The organism is Aminobacter sp. DSM 101952 (assembly GCF_001424795.1).
Classification (GTDB): domain Bacteria; phylum Pseudomonadota; class Alphaproteobacteria; order Rhizobiales; family Rhizobiaceae; genus Aminobacter; species Aminobacter aganoensis.
On the sequence record NZ_LMCL01000001.1, the window covers coordinates 668,343 to 688,204 of the forward strand.

The following is a 19,862-nucleotide window of genomic DNA, read 5'->3' on the forward strand; positions in this document are numbered from 1 at the left end:
GCAGGGCATCCCGGGCGTCAAGCCTTGACGATCCTCGCCCCTTTCCCCCATAGCCCTCATCAAAATCCCGATTTCCCGATAGGACCAAAAGACCATGGGTTTCAAATGCGGCATCGTCGGCCTGCCCAACGTTGGCAAATCGACGCTCTTCAACGCGCTGACGCGCACGGCTGCCGCGCAGGCGGCCAACTATCCGTTCTGCACCATCGAGCCGAACACCGGCGAGGTGGCGGTGCCGGACCAGCGCCTCAGGCAGCTGGCCAACATCGCCAAGTCGAAGGAGATCATCCCAACCCGCATCTCCTTCGTCGACATCGCCGGTCTCGTTCGCGGCGCCTCCAAGGGTGAAGGCCTGGGCAACCAGTTCCTCGCCAACATCCGCGAGGTCGACGCCATCGTGCACGTGCTGCGCTGCTTCGAGGACGACGACATCACCCATGTCGAGGGTCGCATCGATCCTGTCGCCGACGCCGAGACGGTCGAAACCGAGCTGATGCTCGCCGATCTCGAAAGCCTCGAGCGCCGCATCGTGCAGTTCCGCAAGCGCGCGGCCAGCAAGGACAAGGAAGCGACCACGATCCTGCCGATGATGGAACAGGCGCTCGCCCTGCTTCAGGACGGCAAGCCGGTGCGCCTGCTGCTCAAGGGCATCGCCGCAGAGGACCTCGAAATCCTGCAGGGCCTGAACCTGCTGACCTCGCATCCGGTGCTCTATGTCTGCAACGTCGCCGAGAGCGATGCCGCCACCGGCAACGAGCACACCCAGGCGGTGCAGAAGATGGCCGAGGCGCAGGGCGCCGGCGTCGTCGTCATCTCCGCTGCGATCGAGGCCGAGGTGGCGCAGCTGCCCGACGAGGAGGCCCAGGAATTCCTCGCCGATCTCGGCCTCGAGGAGCCGGGCCTGGATAAGCTCATCCGCGCCGGCTACGAGCTTCTGCACCTGATCACCTACTTCACCGTGGGTCCGAAGGAGACGCGCGCCTGGACCGTGCACAAGGGCGCCAAGGCACCGCAGGCGGCCGGCGTCATCCACACCGACTTCGAACGCGGCTTCATCCGCGCCCAGACCATCGCGTTCAACGATTTCGTCACCCTCGGCGGCGAAGTTCCGGCCAAGGAAGCCGGCAAGGCGCGCGACGAAGGCAAGGAATACGTCGTCCAGGACGGCGACGTGATGCTGTTCAAATTCAACACCTGAGCGGGCACCACCTCTGCCGAATACGAGAAAAGCCCTGCATCGCGGGGCTTTTCTTTTGGCGCGGGCTATGAGCCTGCCGGCCGCCCACCTTTTGCGTGCCCGGCTTTCGGCCAACACCGCATCCTGCGGCGTTAACCTTTTGCTAACCAACCCTGGCTACGGTCGCCTGGAGATTTGCAGATCGTCTCCACCCGTGACCACGGATGTACTGGCACTGGGACGTCGAGACGCTAGAGAAAGGTCGGGGTTTGCCCGGCCTTTTTTGCTTTTGCCGTCCTCGCACCTCAATGCCGAGTACGAACCTGCCCCTTGACCGCCAGAGACCAGATGACTCAGCATCCAGCCATCGAGATCGATCTTCCCGCCTCGCTGCGTGAGGCGCTGGCCGGTTACGACTGGCAGCGCCAGACCATCGGCGCTTCGGGTGCCGGCGTCTTCAGGCTCGAGGCATCCGGCAAGCCCACCCTGTTCCTCAAGACCGAGGAGACCGGCCAGTTCGCCGAACTGCCCGACGAGGTCGCCCGGCTGCGCTGGCTGGACAGCCAGGGCATCCCCTGCCCCGCCGTGCTGGCTTTCGAGGCGCATGGCGGGCACAACTGGCTGCTGATGAGCGCAGTTGCCGGCCACGACCTCGTGACGCAAGAAGCGGCGCCGGACAGGGCAATCGCCATCATGGCCGACGCGCTGCGCCGGCTGCATGCCCTCGACGCCGCCGCCTGCCCGTTCGATCACGGCCTTGGGCCACGCATCGCCCTGGCCAAGGCCCGCGCTGACGCCGGCGAGGTCGATGAAGACGATTTCGACGACGAAAGGCTGGGCAAGAGCGCGCAGCAGGTGTTCGAAGAACTCCTGGCGCGACGGCCTGCCTCCGAGACGCTCGTCGTCACCCATGGCGACGCCTCGATGCCGAATTTCATGGCCGATGGCGGGCGGTTCACCGGTTTCATCGATTGCAGCCGGCTTGGCGTTGCCGACCTGCACCAGGACCTCGCGCTCGCCTGCTGGAGCATCCACCTCAATCTCGGCGAAGAATGGATCGCGCCATTCCTCGCGCTCTACGGCCTGCCCCAGGCAGATACGGCCAAGCTTTCCTACTACCAGCTGCTCGACGAATTCTTCTGAGGCACGTGCTCATGCGCTCGTGGGCGGTTGCCGGCACGATGCCGCGCCACCGGCTGCTGCCCCACCTTGCCCATTTGCAACTTGACGTCGCAGCCCCCCGGGTCTATCGCGCCTAGGCGCCGGCCCGGCCAGAACGACCCGCCGGCGCAATCCTGAAACCCCGCCCGCGATCGGGCACGATATCAGCTCCAGTATGGGAGACCGGCGATGATCAAGGCATTCGTCGTGGAAAACGATCGTCTGCGCCTTGCAGACAGCATTGCGGCCGAAAAGGACGGGATCGTCTGGGCCGACCTGCTCAATCCGACCAGGGAAGAAGAGGCCGCGGTCGAGCAGTTGCTCGGCGTCGGCGTGCCGACGCGCGAGGAGATGGAGGAGATCGAGATCTCGTCCCGCCTCTATGTCGAGGATGGCGCCTACTTCATGACCGCCACCCTGCCTTCGCAGGCCGACAGCGACTTTCCCGTCATGTCGCCGGTGACATTCGTGCTGCGCCGCAACCTGCTGGTCACCATCCGCTACCACGAGCCCAAGGCGTTCCTGTCCTTCCCGCTGCGGGCGGAGAAGGCGGCGATCGGCTGCACCACGGGCGAGACGATCCTCGTCGGCCTGCTGGAGGCGATCGTCGACCGTCTGGCCGACGTGCTGGAGCGCGTCTCGCGCGACGTCGAGCTGTTGTCGAAGGACATCTTCAACCCGACGGCAACAAAGGCCTCTAAGCGCGACCGCGACTTCCAGATGATCCTCAAGGGCATCGGCCGCAAGGAATCGCTGACGTCCAACATGCGCGACAGCCTGACCTCGCTGCAGCGCGTGGCGGGCTTCCTCGCCAACGCCAGCGGCCAGGCCAAGAACGGCAAGGACGCCAAGGCGCGGGTGAAGACGCTGTCGCGCGACGTGGCCTCGCTGACTGACCACGCCTCGTTCCTGTCGCAGAAGATCACCTTCCTGCTCGACGCCACGCTGGGCATGATCAACATCGAGCAGAACGGCATCATCAAGATCGTCTCGGTGGCGGCCGTGGTGTTCCTGCCGCCGACGCTGGTCGCCTCGATCTATGGCATGAATTTCGACGGCATGCCGGAACTGCGCTGGATGCTCGGCTATCCCATGGCGCTCGGCCTGATGGTCATCTCGGCCATCCTGCCGTTCTGGTGGTTCCGCCGCCGCGGCTGGCTCTGAGCCAACGGCTTACCCTGAACCGGCCTTGCGCGACCAGCGGGGCCGGTCCAAGGTTATCGTACAAGCTTGAACAGGATTGCCGATGACCACCAAGACCTGGGCCTATGAGGATTTTGTCGAGGGCGCCGTGCTCGACCTCGGCAGCAAGACCGTCAGCCCCGCCGAGATCGTCGAATTCGCCTCCGAGTTCGACGCCCAGCCCTTCCATCTCGACGAGGAGGCCGGCAAGGCAAGCATCCTCGGCGGCCTGTCTGCCTCGGGCTGGCACACCTGCGCGATGTTCATGCGCATGCTGTGCGACGCCTTCCTGCTCGACTCGACCTCGCAGGGCTCACCTGGCGTCGACCATGTGAAATGGAAGAAGCCGGTGCTCGCCGGCGACGTGCTTGGCGGCCGCCTGACCATCCTGTCCAGACGCCTGTCGCGGTCGAAGCCGACGCTCGGTTTCGTCACCTGGCGCGCCGACCTCGTCAACCAGCATGGCGAGGTCGTGTTCGAGTTCCAGAACACCTGCATGTTCCTGACCCGCGAGGCCGCGCAATGACCCTCGACGAATATCTCGGCATCGGCGTCACCGTCACGCTCGGCAGTCACCTGTTCGACGCCGAGTCGATCAAGGACTTTGCCCGCAAATACGATCCGCAGCCGTTTCACACCGACGAGGACGCCGCCAAGAAGAGCGTCTTCGGCAGCCTTTGCGCCTCGGGCTGGCACACCACGGCGGCGTGGATGAAACTCAACCTGGCGCATCGCGGCCGCCCCTGGGACGGCCCCGGCCCGAAGCCGGAGTTCGGCCCCTCGCCCGGCTTCAAGAACCTGAAATGGCTGAAGCCGGTGTTTGCCGGCGAGACGGTGACCTACACCCGGCGCGGCATCGACCACCGGCCGCTCGTCTCGCGCCCCGGCTGGCGCATGATGACGCTGCATTCCGAAGGCTTCGACACGACCGGCGACAAGGTCATCGAATTCGACAGCGCCGTGCTGGTGAAGGTGGGGTAGCCTGCTTACCTTCTCCCATTGCGGGAATAGGCAAGGACGCGCAACGTCGCTCCAGATGGACGGCATCTCCCGTCGCGCCCGCCATCGCATCCTTCGACAGGCTCAGGATGAGGGCTGTGCTGGGCGCGTGCCGCATCAGAGATTTGCGCTGCCCCGCATCCCCTTGCCGGGACCTTCTGCCCGTTCACGGGGAGTAAAAAGCCAAGCTTGTTCACCGCCACGCTCGCTTTCGCGCCTGGCCATTGTCATCCTTCGACAAGCTCAGGATGAAGAAAGTTCGGGAAGCGGGGCGCGAGGCCGTGCCTTCCGATAGTATTTTATGTGGCGCGACGTTCGCGCCCCGCCCGGTGTTCTTGCCCCACTCTTCGCGGCGGCGGGGTTTCCGCAGGCCGCCAGCAAGGCCCAGGCTTGGGGGCTCATCACCCAGCAGAAGATCCGACCTCCTGCCAGCCCGGCACCGGNCCAGCAAGGCCCAGGCTTGGGGGCTCATCACCCAGCAGAAGATCCGACCTCCTGCCAGCCCGGCACCGGCGCTTCCCCCCGTAGCCCGGTGCGCACCGGAGTCCCGTGGAAGATCGCGAGGGTGATGATACGGGAGGTTTTCAGGGGGTGGAAAAACGGGCGCGGCTATCCACGCGGATTGCTGACAGATGGTGACAGTGTTTCAGGATTTCGGAGTTCTCTTGCCCATCGCGAGAAAGGGCCACGCAGCCAAGGCAGCTAGCGAGACAACCCGATTGCTTCAGAAATTGCTGTCAAATTCCCCTGAGTGTCTTCGAGAATGGTCATTGGGCCGCAGGGCTGTTGCACGACCTCGATAACCGGAACGCCGCCTTGGTCGATCTCGGCTCTTAAGCCTACAATGACGTCAGTGGGACCATCCCAGCGATCAGGCATACCAAAAGTTGAGTTTGTCCAATATGCGGAAATCTTGTTGAATCGATGGGTGGGAGCGTTTGGCAGCACTTCAACGACATCGAAGTGTAGGACAGATCGATATCTCCTAGGCTTCTCATATCCAGTTACTCGAGCTCGGATGACGATCTCTGCTTCTTTGAAAATTGAGTAGCTGGCAGGCGGAGTGGTCATGCAGGCCTCCGCGAAAGCAGAAGATACAAAAATAATCGCCAAAGCCGCAGAACTATTCATGATTATCTGCTTCAGGAGCATCAAATATTCCCGATTTATCCAATAATTACTTGTGTCCTTATGTCCTGATTGCGGCCAAGAATTGGCGCCGAAACAGGTAATGGACTCTCGCAGAACGAACAGGCCTGCCCGCCCCAGGGGACGGACAGGCCCTGCGGAGGCTTAGGGCCGGATGTTCTGGTTGACCCGGAAGAGATTGGCCGGGTCGTACCGGCGCTTGACCGCGACCAGTCGCTCGTAGTTGGCGCCATAGGCGGCGCGCACGCGGGCCTCGCCCTCATCGTCCATCATGAAGTTGATATAGGCGCCGCCATGGAGGTTGTGCTTGTGCACCGCGGCCCAATAATCCCCCGCCCAGCGCCTCAACTCCGGCGCCTTGGCCGGATCCGGGTCGATGCCGGCGATGACCATCGACCAGCGCGCGCGACGCGCGCCCCAGGCGGTGGCACCGGGAGCCACGTCGTGGACCGCGCCGTCGATGGGATAGAGATGCATCAGCGACAGCTCGCTCGGGCTCTTCGAACCGTGCTCGACATGGGCGGCGATGGCAGCGTCCGACAGTTCGTCGACATAATCGCCCTTCCAGTACCAGTGCAGTCCCTTGGGCAGCAGCGGGTCGAACAGCCCCTGCAGATCGACGAAGGGCAGCCGCATCATGCCGTCCATCAGCGGCTTGGGAAGCGCCTCGCGCACGGGCTGCATCGCCCGCATGCCCTCCTCCTCGGTGCCGTTGTAGCAGCTGATCAGCGCACAGATGCGCTTGCCCCAGATCTCGCGCGGGAACGGATCGCAGGACGGCACCGTCTTGATGCCGAAGAACATGCCAAGCTCGCGCGGTGCGTCCGGCAGGAAGTCGCGATACCAGCGCATGATCTCGGCTGCATGGGCAATGTCGTAAAAGATCGGCCCGGCATAGACATCCTTGGCCGGATGCGCCCGGAACGTGAAGCGGGTGACCACGCCGAAATTGCCGCCGCCACCGCGCAGCGCCCAGAACAGCTCCGGGTGCTTGTCCGCGCTTGCCGTAACCGTGCTGCCGTCGGCGAGCACGACGTCGGCGGCAAGCAGGTTGTCGATGGTGAGGCCGTGCTTGCGCGTGAGATAGCCAGTGCCGCCGCCGAGCGTCAGTCCGGCGATGCCGGTGCTGGAAACGATGCCGGCGGGCACCGCCAGCCCATGCATGCTGGTGGCGCGGTCGACGTCGCCCTGGGTACAACCGGGCTCGACACGGACCGTTCGCGTGGCGGGGTCGACATCGATCCGCTTCATCGGCGACATGTCGATGACCATGCCGCCGTCGCAGCTGCCGAAGCCCGGACCGTTGTGGCCGCCGCCGCGAATGGCGACGAGCAGATCCCTGTCGCGGGCGTGATTGACGGCCGCCATGACATCGGCGGCGTCGGCGCAGCGGACGATCCAGCGCGGCCGCTTGTCGATCATGGCGTTGTAGAGCGCACGCGCCTCGTCATAGTCGGGATGGCTTTGGTCGATGAGGCCGGCACGGAGCCGTTCGGGAAAATCGTGCGAAGCAGTTGACTTCAGCATGGGAACACTCGCGTTTCGGAGCAAGACGCCTCAGCATCGCGGGCAGGAAGTCTTGGGACCTGGCCACGAGGATGTGCGTATCGCCGGTTGAACCTGCCGCGGGCGCGGCACGTCCTGTCCTACGCCGCCGCCATTTCAGGCGTTTTTCTGAAAAGACTCGGGAATGTTTCGTTTGTTTCAGCGGCAGCCGGCCAAGCGGCAGCGCCAGGAGCGAGGAAATGCGCTCAGGCAACCAGTGCCATGCCCATGGCTGGAACTCCGCCGCTCGCTGGGCAAGCATCCGGGCCGCGTTTCAGCGGCCCGGAAACTGCACGGCGAATGATGGGAAAAAGAAACTGCTGAGGTGTGGGGAAGTTACCCACGCCTCGATAAACAGGAAATGTCCGTCAGTGTCCGTCGAAAGCGACCAGCGTGCGCACGTCGACGCCGAGCGCTTCGAGCTTCTTGCGGCCGCCGAGGTCGGGCAGGTCGATGACGAAGCAGGCGGCGACGATATCGGCGCCGATCTGGCGCAGCAGCTTGACCGCGGCTTCGGCGGTGCCGCCGGTGGCGATCAGATCGTCGACGAGGATGACCTTCTCGCCGGGCGCCACCGCGTCCTTGTGCATCTCCATCTCGTCGAGGCCGTATTCGAGGCTGTAGGCGATGCGCACGGTCTCGTGCGGCAGCTTGCCCTTCTTGCGGATCGGCACGAAGCCGGCCGACATCTGGTGGGCCATGGCACCGCCGAGGATGAAGCCGCGCGCCTCGATGCCCGCGATCTTGTCGATCTTCGAGCCGGCATAGGGATGGACCAACTCATCGATGGCGCGGCGGAAGGCGCGCGCATCGCCCAGAAGCGTGGTGATGTCGCGGAACATGACACCAGGCTTGGGATAGTCGGGAATGTTGCGGATCGAAGAAATCAGCGTCTGTTCGAGGGAATTGCTCATCGGCGAGGGCTCCGTTGACTGCGGCCCGCGCGTCATTTCCAGACGCGCAACGGCACTGCAGGGCCTTGAAATCTGTGCAGGCCAAGGCAGGAAATCCATTCCGGTCAAAGGCCACGAACCGACACTCTTGACGGCTCGGACGGCAAAAGAAAAGGGCGCCTTGCGGCGCCCTTTCGATTTCTTTTGGATCGGTTCCGGTCAGTGGGCGTTGGCCCAGACCTTGCGCTTGGTGGCGTAGACCAGGCCGGCGAACAGCACCAGGAAGATCATGACCGCAAAGCCGGTCTGCTTGCGCGTCGCCAGATGCGGCTCGGCGGCCCACATCAGGAACGCCGAGACGTCCCTGGAGTACTGGTCGACGGTCTCGGGCGAGCCGTCCTCGTAGGTTACCTGGCCGTCCGAGATCGGCTTGGCCATGGCCAGCGACTTGCCGGCGATGAAGTACGGGTTGTAGTGCGTGCCTTCGGCGACTTCCATACCGGCCGGCGGCTGCTCGTCGTAGCCGGTCAGCAGCGCGTGGATGTAGTCCGGACCACCTTCGGCATACTGGGTGAAGATGTCGTAGACGAAGGTCGGGAACCCGCGGGTGACGCCGCGCGCCTTGGCGATCAGCGAGAAGTCGGGCGGAGCGGCGCCGTTGTTGGCGGCGGCAGCAGCGACTGCATTCGGGAACGGCGACGGGAAATGGTCGCCAGGCAGCGCCTTGCGGGTGAACATCTCGCCATCGGCGTTGGGGCCGTCCTGCACTTCGTACTCGGCGGCGAAGGCCTTCACCTGCGCTTCGGAGTAGCCGAGATCCTCGAGCGTGCGGAACGCTACCAGGTTCATCGAGTGGCAGGCCGAGCACACTTCCTTGTAGATCTTCAGGCCGCGCTGGAGCTGGGCCTTGTCGTAGTTGCCGAACGGGCCGGCGAAGGTCCAGTCCATTTCCTTCGGCGCATGGATCGGGAAGTGCGTCGGCTCGGCAGCGTGGTTCTCTTCCTGCGCCAGCGCCGCACCGGCGGTGCCGGCGAACAGGAAGCCGATGGCCGCCAGACTGTTGAGAATCTTTTTCATTCCAAAATCCCTCTCAGATTCTCGTTCAGCCGCGGGTTTCGGGTGCAGCGGTTGCACCGGCCGGATGAGCCGAACCGCCCTTGTTCTTCTCAAGCACCGCTTCGGTGATCGAGTTCGGAAGGCGGCGCGGCGTCTCGATCAGACCGAGCACCGGCATGATGATCAGGAAGAACGCGAAGTAGTACAGCGTCGAGATCTGCATCAGCGGGATGTAGAGGCCTTCCGCAGGCTTCGAGCCGAGCCAGCCGAGGAAGATGGCGTTGATGACGAAGAGCCAGAAGAACAGCTTGTACCACGGACGGTAGACAGCCGAGCGGACCTTCGAGGTGTCGAGCCACGGCACGACGAACAGCACCGCGATCGAGCCGAACATGGCGAGCACGCCGCCCAGCTTGGAGTCGATCGGTCCGATGTTGAAGGTGATGGCGCGCAGGATCGCGTAGAACGGCAGGTAGTACCATTCCGGAACGATGTGAGCCGGCGTCTTCAGCGAGTCGGCCTGGATGTAGTTGTCGGGGTGGCCGAGGTAGTTCGGGATGTAGAAGATGAAGTAGGCGAACACGGCCAGGAACACGACCATGGCGAAACCATCCTTGATGGTCGCGTAGGGCGTGAAGGCGACGGTGTCGGTCTTCGACTTCACTTCGATGCCGGTCGGGTTGGTCTGGCCGACGACATGCAGCGCCCAGACGTGCAGGATGACGACGCCGGCGATCATGAAGGGCAGCAGGTAGTGCAGCGCAAAGAAGCGGTTCAGCGTCGGATTGTCGACGGCAAAGCCACCGAGCAACAGCTGCTGGACCCATTCGCCGACCAAGGGAATGGCGGTGAAGAAGCCGGTGATGACGGTGGCGCCCCAGAAAGACATCTGACCCCAGGGCAGAACGTAGCCCATGAAGCCGGTCGCCATCATCAGGAGGTAGATGATGCAGCCGAGGATCCACAGCAGCTCACGCGGCGCCTTGTAGGAGCCGTAGTAGAGACCGCGCATGATGTGGATGTAGACGGCGATGAAGAAGAACGATGCACCGTTGGAGTGCATGTAGCGCAAAAGCCAGCCGGAGTTGACGTCGCGCATGATCTTTTCGACCGACTGGAAGGCCAGCGTCGTGTCGTTGGCGTAGTGCATCGCCAGGACCACGCCGGTGAGGATCTGCGCCACCAGCATGATCGAGAGGATGCCGCCGAAGGTGTAGGCGTAATTCAGGTTACGCGGAACCGGGTAGGAGACGAATGAATCGTGCACCAGCCGCGGCAGCGGCATGCGTGCGTCGATCCAGCGGCCAATGCCGGTTTTGGGCGAATAGGTCGAGTGTCCACCGCTCATGGAATTAAGTCCCCCTGCCTCAGCCTACCCGGATGGTCGTGTCGGAAATAAACTGGAAATTCGGAATATGAAGGTTTTCCGGCGCCGGTCCTTTGCGGATACGGCCGGCCGTATCGTAGTGCGAGCCGTGGCACGGGCAGAACCAGCCACCGAAGTCGCCCTGCTGGCCAAGCGGCACGCAACCCAGATGGGTGCAGACGCCGACCATGACCATCCAGTTTTCCTTGCCTTCGCCGGCGGTGCGGTCGATGTCGTTGGCAGGCGCGTCGGCAGCGATGTTGGCGTTGCGCGCGACCGGATCCTTGAGCTCGGCAAGCGGCACTTCCTGTGCGGCCTTGATCTCTTCGGGGGTGCGGTTGCGGATGAACACCGGCTTGCCGCGCCATTTCACCGTCAGCGACATGCCGGGCGTGACCGACGAGACGTCAACCTCGATCGAGGAAGCGGCAAGCGTCGAGGCGTCCGGGCGCATCTGGTCGATGAAGGGCCAAGCCAGGGCGCCGGCACCGACCACGCCGGCCATGCCGGTGGCCACATAGAGAAAATCGCGGCGATTGGGCTCGCTCGTATCGGTTGCGCTCACGGGACCTGATCCTTCTGCCTCAATACCACCGGAGGCTGAGCACTTGTCCCCGCTCAACAATGCCAGCCCGACGGCGCATGGCAACCAGGCTAGCGAATTTCCTCCGGCATTTGGACTTCGGTTTATGCGTGAAGCCTCTTTTTGTCCAGACGCGACAGGGCACATGGGCAGATTGTCGCGGGGACAACGCAAGGCGGTGGAAAACCGCCCGGAAAGGGCGGAAATCAGCGGATTTCGGGATGCCGGGCAGACCTGCGACACAGACGATGCCGGCCTTGGCGCGGCAAGACCCAACTTACGCCGGGAAACGACCGTGCGCCGATCAGGCGGCGCCGAGTCGCACCAGCACCTCGCGCGGAATGCCGTAGTCGCGGATGGCGTCGTCATGCTTGCGCAGGCCGCAGAGCTCGCGCTGGATGAAATAGGCGTAGACGGCGTCCGCCGCAGCCTTGAGCAGGAGGCGCCGCGCGTCACCATCGCCCTGGTGCGCATTGAGCTTGCCGAGCGCCTCGCCGACCCGGTCGCCGGCGCGGCCGAGCGCTGCCGCCTTCTCCGCCAGGAACTCGTATTCGAGCACGTTGAGCGTCTGCTCGGAGCGGTTGGACAGGATGGAGGGCGGGCGGACGGGCGACATGGCGCGATCCTACTCCGCCGCGAGCCGGTCGGCCAGGAAGCCGCCGGACTGGCGCTTCCACAATTGCGCATAGAGCCCGTCCCTGGCGATCAGCTCATCGTGGCTGCCTTCCTCGACGACGCGCCCCTCGTCGAGCACGATCAGGCGGTCGAGCGCGGCGATCGTCGACAGCCGGTGGGCGATGGCGATGACCGTCTTGCCCTCCATCAGCTTGTAGAGATTGTCCTGGATCGCCGCCTCGACCTCGCTGTCGAGCGCCGACGTCGCCTCGTCGAGGATCAGGATCGGCGCGTCCTTCAGCATCATGCGGGCGATCGCCACGCGCTGGCGCTGGCCGCCCGACAGCTTGACGCCGCGCTCGCCGACATGGGCGTCGTAGCCGCGCCGGCCGCGCGGATCGGCGACGTCGACGATGAAGTCGTGGGCGGCGGCGCGCCTTGCGGCATCGACGATCTCGGCCTGCGAGGCCCCTGCCCGGCCGTAGCCGATATTGTCGGTGATCGAGCGGTGCATCAGCATCGCCTCCTGGCTGACGACGCCGAACTGGGCGCGCAGCGATGCCTGGGTGATGTCGCGCACGTCGCGGCCATCGATCAGGATGCGGCCTTCTTCCACGTCGAACAGGCGCAACGCCAGATTGACCAGAGTCGTCTTGCCGGCACCCGACGGACCAACGAGCGCGACGCGTTCGCCCGGCCTGATGTGCAGGTTGAGCTTGTCGATGACGCCGCTGCCCTTGCCGTAGTGGAACGACACGTTGTCGAAGACGATGTCGCCGGTGACGCGCGGCAGCACCGACGCATTCTCGACGTCGCGGATGGCCGGGCGCACCGAGATGGTGCGCGTCGCGTCCTGCACGGTGGCATAGTTGCGCACCAGGCCGTTGATGTTGAACATCATCCAGCCCGACATCTGGTTAAGCCGGAAGACGAGTCCGAGCGCGGCGGCAATCGCCCCGGTGGAAATGTCGCCGCGCGTCCAGCTGACGATGCAGATGGCCGCCACCGCAGCCATCATCGCGCCGTTGATGACGGCGACTGCGGAGCGCACGGTGGTGATGGAGCGGGTCAACCGGACGACGGCGCCGAGATAGCTTTCGAGCCCGTCGCGGACATAGGCATGCTCGCGCCGCCCGCTGTCGAACAGCTTGACTGCCATGATGTTGGTGAAGGCATCAACGAGGCGGCCGTTGAAGATCGAGCGCTGGTCGGCAGTGGCGCGGCCGGCCTGACGCATCTCGGGCAGCAGGAAATAGATGATCGCGGCATAGCCGGCGAACCACAGCATCACCACCGCACCCATCAGCGGGTCGAGCGAAACCAGGATCGTCAGCGACAGCAGCACGAAGGTCAGGAAACTCCACATCGTCTGCAGCACGTTGACGATGAAGTCGCCGACGGCTTCGCCGCCCTGCACGATCTTGGTGGCGATGCGGCCGGCGAAGTCGTTCTGGTAGAAATCGTAGGGCTGCTCGATGACGCGCCGGAATGCCTGCCAGCGCACCATCGAGAAGAAGCTGGGCACGACGACCTGCTGTTCGACGATGGCCGAGCCGATGATGATGACGGCGCGCACGACTAGGATCAGCACCAAGAGGCCAGCGAGTTCGGGCCAGTGGTCGGCGAACAGGCGCTGTGGGCTGGTGGCGTCGAGCAGGTCGATCAGCCAGCCGACCGACCAGTAGAGTGCCGCGTCGATGGCACCCGCAAGGAAACCGCTGATCAAAAGCAGAGCGAACGGCCCCTTCGCCTGGCGGGCGAAGTAGAGGATGAAGGCCCCGGCGCTTTCTGGCAGCACCTCGCGATCGGTATCCTGGAACGGGTCGATGGCACCCTCGAAGCGCCGCCACAGCTTTTCGCGGAAGGGTTCGGGGGTCATGACGCCCTCCAACTCGTCGAATGCAAAAGCTGCCCCTCACCCTTACCCTCTCCCCGTGAAGAACGGGGAGAGGGAGGCGCCAGCGGCGCCGCTTGTCCCTTCTCCCCGTCCTTCACGGGGAGAAGGTGCCGGCAGGCGGATGAGGGGCGGAGCTTCAAAGCTGCCATCACGCTGGCCTCGATTCATCGAGGACGCCGTCCTCGTGGAACAGGAAGCCGCCAGACTGGCGCTTCCACAGGCGGGCATAAAGCCCGTCGAGGGCAAGCAGCTCGTCATGGCTGCCCTGTTCGGCGATGCCGCCCTGGTCGAGCACGACCAGCCGGTCCAGGGCTGCGATGGTCGACAGGCGGTGCGCGATGGCCAACACCGTCTTGCCTTGCATCAGCGCCTGCAGGTTTTCCTGGATCGCCGCCTCGATGTCGCTGTCGAGCGCCGACGTCGCCTCGTCGAGGATCAGGATCGGCGCGTCCTTGAGGAACACCCGGGCGATCGCCACGCGCTGGCGCTGGCCGCCCGACAGCTTGACGCCGCGCTCGCCGACAAAGGCGTCGTAGCCGGTGCGGCCGCGATTGTCCTCGAGCGTGCCGATGAACTCGTGCGCCTCGGCCTTGCGGGCCGCGGCGATGACCTCGTCGTCGCTGGCGTCGGGCTTGCCGAGCTTGATGTTGTCGCGCAGCGAACGGTGGAACAGCGCGGTGTCCTGGCTGACGACCCCGATCGAGGCCCGCAGCGAGTTCTGGGTGACGGTGGAAATGTCCTGCCCGTCGATCAGGATACGCCCGCCTTCGAGATCGTAGAGGCGCAGGATGAGATTGGCGAGCGTCGTCTTGCCCGCGCCGGAGGGGCCGACGATGCCGACCTTTTCGCCCGGCTTTACGACGAGGTCGATGCTGTCGAGCACGCCGCCGCCCTTGCCATAGTGGAAGACCACCTTGTCGGCGCGGATCTCGCCGCCCGTCACCTCGAGCTCACGAGCGCCCGGCTTGTCGGTCAGCCCCAGCGGCTGGCTGATCAGCGCCTTGGAGTTTTCGAGCACGCCGAGGTTCCGGAGAATGCCGTTGAGCTGCATCATCAGCCGGCCGAGCAGCATGTTGAGCCGAAGCACCAGGCTGAGCGTGAAGGCAACCGCGCCGACGGAGATCGCGCCCTCGATCCAGAGATGGATCGAAAACCAGGCAATCGCCGTGATCATGACGCCCGACAGCGCCGTCAGCGCCAGCCGCACGCCGGTCAGCCGGCGCGTGAACGGGCGCAGCGCATCGAGATAGATGTCGAAGCCGGAACGGATGTAGCGGTCGTCGCCGTCGGCGGCGAACAGCTTCAACGTCTGGACGTTGGAATAGCTGTCGACGATGCGCCCGTTGATCATCGAGCCGGCCTCGGCGGTCGCCTCGGCGTGCTTGCGGATCGACGGCACGTAATGGTGGGCCAGGAAGCCGAAGGCGACGATCCAGATGACGACGAGCGCGACCAGCCGCCAGTCGAGCCCGGCGACGACTGCGAGCGTGGTTATGGTGTAGACCAGCATGAACCAGACGACCTCGATGAAGCTTTCCATCAGGTCGCCGGTCGCCTGCCCGGCCTGCCAGACCTTGGTGGCGATGCGGCCGGCAAAGTCGTTCTGGAAGAACGAATAGGACTGCCGCGAGACGTGACGATGGGCCTGCCAGCGCACGAGGTTGTAGAATCCGGGCGTGATCGTCTGTTCGTCGACCAGCGCCGACAGCCCGACGACCAGCGTGCGGACGACCAGCACGACGACGGCCATGAACAGGACTTCGGGGCCGGCGACGTCCCAGAGGGCGGCCCAGCTCCGGTCGGTGGGCAGCCCGTCGAGGATGTCGACGAGGCGGCCGACGAAATAGAACAGCCCCGCCTCGACCAGCGGGGCGATACCGCCGATGACCAGCATGGCGAAGAAGGCGAATTTTGCCTGGCCGACATAGTGCCAGAGGAAGCCCCAGACGGTAGCCGGAGGCCGCAGGCTCTCAGGTTCGCGAAAGGGATAGACCCAGCTTTCGAACCACTTGTAGATTCTGTTCATGAGCACTCTGGGCTATCCCGCGGCAACGACTCGCTATTTTCGGCCCAAACCGCATCGGGAGGCAACCGTAGCCTGGCAGGAGAAACGTGCCGCCAAGCCGGGCGAATGTTGGGCGACGTGTTCACATTGTGATGAGGTGGGTGGGCATCTGTAACGCCACGGTAGTCCCCGGGGTTAGGGGTGCTACGCAGCAAGTCATGAGCGTAGCACCCCCACCCTTTTTCCCTCCCCACAAGGGGGAGGGAGGGCACCAACGTCTCGCCCGGCGCCCTACTCCGCCGCCTGGCCCTTGGCCTCGACGTCGTTGGCCGCTTCGCCGGCTGCGTCGTCGAGCAGGAAGCCGCCCGACTGGCGCTGCCAGAGCGAGGCGTAGAGCCCGCCCTTGGCGACCAGTTCGTCGTGGCTGCCTTGTTCGACGATGCGGCCCTTGTCCATCACCACCAGCCGGTCCATCGCCGCGATGGTGGACAGCCGGTGCGCGATGGCGATGACGGTCTTGCCCTCCATCAGCCGGTAGAGGTTTTCCTGGATCGCCGCCTCGACTTCCGAATCGAGCGCCGAGGTCGCCTCGTCCAGGATCAGGATCGGCGCGTCCTTGAGCATGACGCGGGCGATCGCGATGCGCTGGCGCTGACCACCCGACAGCTTGACGCCGCGCTCGCCGACATGCGCCTCGAAGCCCTTGCGGCCCTTGGGGTCGGACAGGGTGGAGACGAAGTCGAGCGCTTCGGCGCGGCGAGCCGCCTCGATCATCATCGCCTCGGAAGCATCGGGGCGACCGTAGAGGATGTTGTCGGCCACCGAGCGGTGCAGCAGCGACGTATCCTGCGTGACCATGCCGATATGCGCGCGCAGGCTGTCCTGCTGCACGGTCGAGATGTCCTGCCCGTCGATGACGATGCGGCCGCCCTCGATGTCGTAGAAACGCAGCAGCAGGTTGACCAGCGTCGACTTGCCGGCACCGGAGCGGCCGACGATACCGACCTTCTCACCCGGCTTCACGGTGAGGCTGAGATCCTCGATGACGCCTTTCTTCTTGCCGTAGTGGAAACGCACGTCGTCGAAGGAGATCTCGCCCTTGTCGACGACGATCTCCCTGGCGCTGGGCTTGTCCTCGACCAGGCGCGGCATCGAGATCGAGCTGATGCCGTCCTGGACGGTGCCGATGCTTTCGAACAGGCCCGAGACTTCCCACATGATCCACTGCGACATGCCCCACAGGCGCAGCACCAGGCCGAGCACGACGGCGACGGCGCCGATGGTGACGACCTCGCCGAGCCAGAGCCAGATCGACAGCGCGCCGACGGACAACAGCAGCGTCGAGTTGAGCAGATAGAGCGCGCCGTAGAGCGAGGTCACCAGCCGCATCGACCGGTAGACCGTGCCCATGAACAGCGACATGCCCTCCCTGGCGAAGGACGCCTCGCGGCGCGAATGCGAGAACAGCTTGACCGTCTGGATGTTGGTGTAGCTGTCAACGACACGGCCGGTCATGGTCGAGCGCGCGTCGGCCTGCTCTTCGGCAAGCTTGCCGAGGCGCGGCACGAAATAGCGCAGCAACAGCACGTAGCAGAGCAGCCAGACGACGAGCGGTGCAGCCAGCCGCAAATCGGCCGAGCCGACGATGATCAGAACGCCGAGGAAATAGACGATGACGTAGTTGAGCACGTCGATGAGCTTGACGACGCATTCGCGCACCGCGAGCGCGGTCTGCATCAGCTTGGTGGCGATGCGGCCGGCGAACTCGTCCTGGTAGAAGCTCATCGACTGCTTGAGCAGGTAGCGGTGCACCTGCCAGCGTATGCGCATCGGATAGTTGCCCATCAGCGTCTGCTGGTTGACCAGCGACTGCAGCACGACCATGGCCGGCAGGACGACCATGACGATGAAGGCCATGCCGGCGAGCTTCCAGCCTTCGTTCTGCAGGAAGGTTTCGCGGTTCTGGGCCGACAGCCAGTCGACGATGTTGCCGAGGAAGCCGAACATCCACACTTCGGCGAGCGCGATCAGCGAGGTGAGCACGGCGGCGACGATGATGTAGGGCCAGGCGCCCTTGGTATAGTGCAGGCAGAATGCCACCAGCGTCCTGGGCGGCTCGACCGGCTCCTCCGACGGGAACGGATTCAGTCTGTTTTCAAACCAGCGGAACATTTCGGTCTCTCGATTCGGTAGCTGGCACGCGGCGAATTCCGCGTGGACGTATCTTGGGGGCCACAGGCAAGGCCTTGGCGCACCCTGTCCCTGTCACGGACTGCGGCGCGAGCCCCCGGAATGTAGGCAACCGCCGGGGATTCGGCGAATCCTCAGCGGTTGCCTCCTGACATCGTTCTGGCAGCAGGCCTTGCCGTACCCGACCGGCCGGCGAGCCGGCCGATCAGGGCAACGATACGGCCGAACAGCGGCCGGTGGTTCGGGTCGGGCACGACATTGCTCATGTCGACATCGGGCAGCATGCCGCGATGCAGCCTTCTCGGCGGCCCCGACGCTTGCGGAACTGCGCCGATCGACAGCGCCCAGGCCTTGCGCCGTGCTTCGGCGAGTTGGCTCGGCCCCAGGGAATTTGCAGAGTCGCGTTCGTTACGGGCGTCGTGCCCGCTTGGGATATTGGCAAACATCGGAATTGTCCTTCGAAAACCGGGAAGTGGCTTCTGCGGACCGCGATGCGAAAATGCCTGGAATGGTCAGGAAAGTCGTCGAACCGGTCCGCCTCAGGCGGTACGTCGCCCACAGAGGGGGCGGTGAATGTCAAAATGCATCGTCATGTACCCCTCCATCGGTTCGAGTTGACAATGCCGGCCGTATACGCCCATTCGCGGCGGAATGCCACGGCCTCGTCTTCATTTTTTGCTTTGGCTCGTCTTGCTGTGGCCTTGCCGCCACAGATTAGGAACTCGAAATGGACGAAAAACTGCGCCTTGCGCTCTACCAGCCCGACATCGCCGGCAACACCGGCACGATCCTGCGCATGGCCGCCTGCCTCGGCATCGCCATCGACCTGATCGAACCCGCCGGCTTCGACATTTCCGACCGGGCGCTCAAACGCGCCGGCATGGATTATCTCGAAATGGCGGCCCTGACCCGGCATGTCGATTTCGAGCGCTTCGAGGATTGGCGGCGCGGTGAAGGCCGCCGCCTTGTGCTGATGTCGACCAAGGCCGCCCTGCCCTATACGGATTTCCGCTTCGAGCCCGGCGACATCGTCATGCTCGGCCGCGAATCGGCCGGCGTGCCCGAGAGGGTCCATGATCTCGCCTTCCAGCGGCTGATCATCCCGATGCCCGGTGGCGGCCGCAGCCTCAACGTCGCGCTGAGTGCTGCGATGGTCGCCGGCGAGGCGCTGCGCCAGATCGGCTGACAGGGCCGCTGCAAGCCGCATGGCCGCAGCCTCGAAACTCCACCTGTTTCCAACGCGTCCAGCCATGGTGCATCCTTCCTTGCATGATCAAGGATACCCTCGTACAACCTCAACTAATCTTGAGGTCAAGCGGGAATCTTCATGGCAGGCGAACTGACCGTCGGCGAGGTGGCCAAGCGCAGCGGCGTCGCCGTTTCGGCCCTCCATTTCTACGAGACGCGCGGGCTGATCCACAGCCACCGCACGTCGGGCAACCAGCGCCGCTATGCGCGCGACGTGCTGCGGCGGGTGGCGGTGATCAGGATCGCCCAGGATGTCGGCATCTCGCTCGCCGACATTGCCGACGCCTTCGCCTCGCTGCCGGACGGGCGCACGCCGACGCGCGAGGATTGGAGTCTGCTTTCAACGGCTTGGCGCCACGACCTCGACCACCGCATCGACCAGTTGAAGAAGCTGCGCGACGGCCTGACCGACTGCATCGGCTGCGGCTGCATGTCGATCGACAAGTGCCCGCTGCGCAACCGCGAGGACCGCCTGGCGCGCCAGGGCCCAGGGCCGCAGAGACTGCTGGTGAAGGATTAGTCCGACGTCGGCAGGCGGCGGATGGTGAACTCGATGACGTCGCCGGGGCGCTCGAACCAGCTCTCGATCTCGGTCCAGTAGGCCTGCTTCGGCCAGCGCGAGAACCATTCCTGCGCCTTCAGCCGCGCGTCGTTGCGCGGCAGGACGAATGTCTCGCGCAAGAACCCGTCGCGCGGCTTGAGTTCACGTTCGGCCCGGCTGCGCTGGAGCCTTTTTCTGAGATCGTCCAGCGGCGGTCTGGTCGGGGTGCCCATAAAGAACTCCTTGACCCTTACG

At 64.5% G+C, this 19,862-nt stretch carries 19 protein-coding genes; 7 read left to right on the forward strand and 12 right to left on the reverse strand.

The annotated features are described in order from the left end of the window. Nucleotides 1–94: 94 nt before the first annotated feature. From ychF to ASC75_RS03265, 5 genes are all read left to right on the forward strand, one after another. The gene (gene ychF, locus ASC75_RS03245; protein ID WP_055970479.1) at nt 95–1,198 is read left to right on the forward strand and encodes a redox-regulated ATPase YchF; all 1,104 of its coding nucleotides are present in this window, start codon (nt 95–97) and stop codon (nt 1,196–1,198) included. A gap of 327 nt (nt 1,199–1,525) precedes the next feature. Beyond that, entirely contained in the window at nt 1,526–2,320 is a 795-nt protein-coding gene (locus ASC75_RS03250) for an APH(3')-II family aminoglycoside O-phosphotransferase (protein WP_055970481.1), read from the forward strand. A gap of 207 nt (nt 2,321–2,527) precedes the next feature. Then, nucleotides 2,528–3,502 carry a magnesium/cobalt transporter CorA gene (gene corA / locus ASC75_RS03255; protein ID WP_055970483.1) on the forward strand — a complete coding sequence of 325 codons (975 nt, stop codon included), beginning with the start codon at nt 2,528–2,530 and terminating at the stop codon, nt 3,500–3,502. Between the two features lie 82 nt (nt 3,503–3,584). Next, a complete protein-coding gene (locus ASC75_RS03260; protein ID WP_055970485.1) occupies nt 3,585–4,046 on the forward strand; it encodes a MaoC family dehydratase in 462 nt (153 codons plus the stop codon). Beyond that, nucleotides 4,043–4,501: a MaoC family dehydratase gene (locus tag ASC75_RS03265; protein ID WP_055970487.1), complete on the forward strand. Its 459-nt coding sequence runs from the start codon at nt 4,043–4,045 to the stop codon at nt 4,499–4,501. Before ASC75_RS03260 ends, ASC75_RS03265 begins: the two co-directional genes overlap by 4 nt. Before the next feature lie 720 nt (nt 4,502–5,221). On the opposite strand, the gene ASC75_RS25815 is transcribed toward ASC75_RS03265, so the two are convergent. The 11 genes from ASC75_RS25815 to ASC75_RS03315 form a co-directional block, all read right to left on the reverse strand. Further along, nucleotides 5,222–5,671 (reverse strand): hypothetical protein, encoded by a 450-nt coding sequence (locus ASC75_RS25815; protein WP_156381080.1) that lies wholly within the window; start codon nt 5,669–5,671, stop codon nt 5,222–5,224. Nucleotides 5,672–5,812: 141 nt separating this feature from the next. Then, nucleotides 5,813–7,195, reverse strand: a complete 1,383-nt coding sequence (locus ASC75_RS03270) for an FAD-binding oxidoreductase (RefSeq protein WP_055970489.1) — start codon at nt 7,193–7,195, stop codon at nt 5,813–5,815. 386 nt (nt 7,196–7,581) lie between these two features. Then, nucleotides 7,582–8,127, reverse strand: a complete 546-nt coding sequence (locus ASC75_RS03275) for an adenine phosphoribosyltransferase (protein WP_055970491.1) — start codon at nt 8,125–8,127, stop codon at nt 7,582–7,584. 198 nt (nt 8,128–8,325) lie between these two features. Further along, on the reverse strand, nt 8,326–9,183 hold the full coding sequence (locus tag ASC75_RS03280) for a cytochrome c1 (protein WP_055970493.1): 858 nt from the start codon (nt 9,181–9,183) through the stop codon (nt 8,326–8,328). Nucleotides 9,184–9,208: 25 nt separating this feature from the next. Beyond that, nucleotides 9,209–10,510 (reverse strand): cytochrome b N-terminal domain-containing protein, encoded by a 1,302-nt coding sequence (locus tag ASC75_RS03285; protein WP_055970495.1) that lies wholly within the window; start codon nt 10,508–10,510, stop codon nt 9,209–9,211. Nucleotides 10,511–10,529: 19 nt separating this feature from the next. Then, nucleotides 10,530–11,093 (reverse strand): ubiquinol-cytochrome c reductase iron-sulfur subunit, encoded by a 564-nt coding sequence (gene petA, locus ASC75_RS03290; RefSeq protein ID WP_055970497.1) that lies wholly within the window; start codon nt 11,091–11,093, stop codon nt 10,530–10,532. Nucleotides 11,094–11,415: 322 nt separating this feature from the next. Beyond that, nucleotides 11,416–11,727: a DUF6665 family protein gene (locus ASC75_RS03295; protein WP_055970499.1), complete on the reverse strand. Its 312-nt coding sequence runs from the start codon at nt 11,725–11,727 to the stop codon at nt 11,416–11,418. 9 nt (nt 11,728–11,736) lie between these two features. Further along, nucleotides 11,737–13,605 carry an ABC transporter ATP-binding protein gene (locus tag ASC75_RS03300; protein WP_055970642.1) on the reverse strand — a complete coding sequence of 623 codons (1,869 nt, stop codon included), beginning with the start codon at nt 13,603–13,605 and terminating at the stop codon, nt 11,737–11,739. A 166-nt stretch (nt 13,606–13,771) separates the two neighbouring features. Then, complete coding sequence (locus tag ASC75_RS03305; RefSeq protein ID WP_055970501.1) at nt 13,772–15,649, reverse strand: ABC transporter ATP-binding protein; 1,878 nt, start codon at nt 15,647–15,649, stop codon at nt 13,772–13,774. Nucleotides 15,650–15,919: 270 nt separating this feature from the next. Beyond that, the gene (locus ASC75_RS03310; RefSeq protein WP_055970503.1) at nt 15,920–17,800 is read right to left on the reverse strand and encodes an ABC transporter ATP-binding protein; all 1,881 of its coding nucleotides are present in this window, start codon (nt 17,798–17,800) and stop codon (nt 15,920–15,922) included. A 152-nt stretch (nt 17,801–17,952) separates the two neighbouring features. Further along, nucleotides 17,953–18,264, reverse strand: coding sequence for a hypothetical protein (locus ASC75_RS03315; RefSeq protein WP_055970505.1), 312 nt, complete (start codon nt 18,262–18,264; stop codon nt 17,953–17,955). A gap of 281 nt (nt 18,265–18,545) precedes the next feature. Between ASC75_RS03315 and ASC75_RS03320 the strand changes: the two genes are divergently transcribed. After that, nucleotides 18,546–19,004 (forward strand): tRNA (cytidine(34)-2'-O)-methyltransferase, encoded by a 459-nt coding sequence (locus tag ASC75_RS03320; protein WP_055970507.1) that lies wholly within the window; start codon nt 18,546–18,548, stop codon nt 19,002–19,004. A 141-nt stretch (nt 19,005–19,145) separates the two neighbouring features. Further along, a complete protein-coding gene (gene soxR / locus ASC75_RS03325; RefSeq protein ID WP_055970509.1) occupies nt 19,146–19,586 on the forward strand; it encodes a redox-sensitive transcriptional activator SoxR in 441 nt (146 codons plus the stop codon). On the opposite strand, the gene ASC75_RS03330 is transcribed toward soxR, so the two are convergent. Next, complete coding sequence (locus ASC75_RS03330) at nt 19,583–19,840, reverse strand: hypothetical protein (RefSeq protein WP_055970512.1); 258 nt, start codon at nt 19,838–19,840, stop codon at nt 19,583–19,585. The genes soxR and ASC75_RS03330 overlap by 4 nt on opposite strands. Between the last annotated feature and the right edge of the window lie 22 nt (nt 19,841–19,862).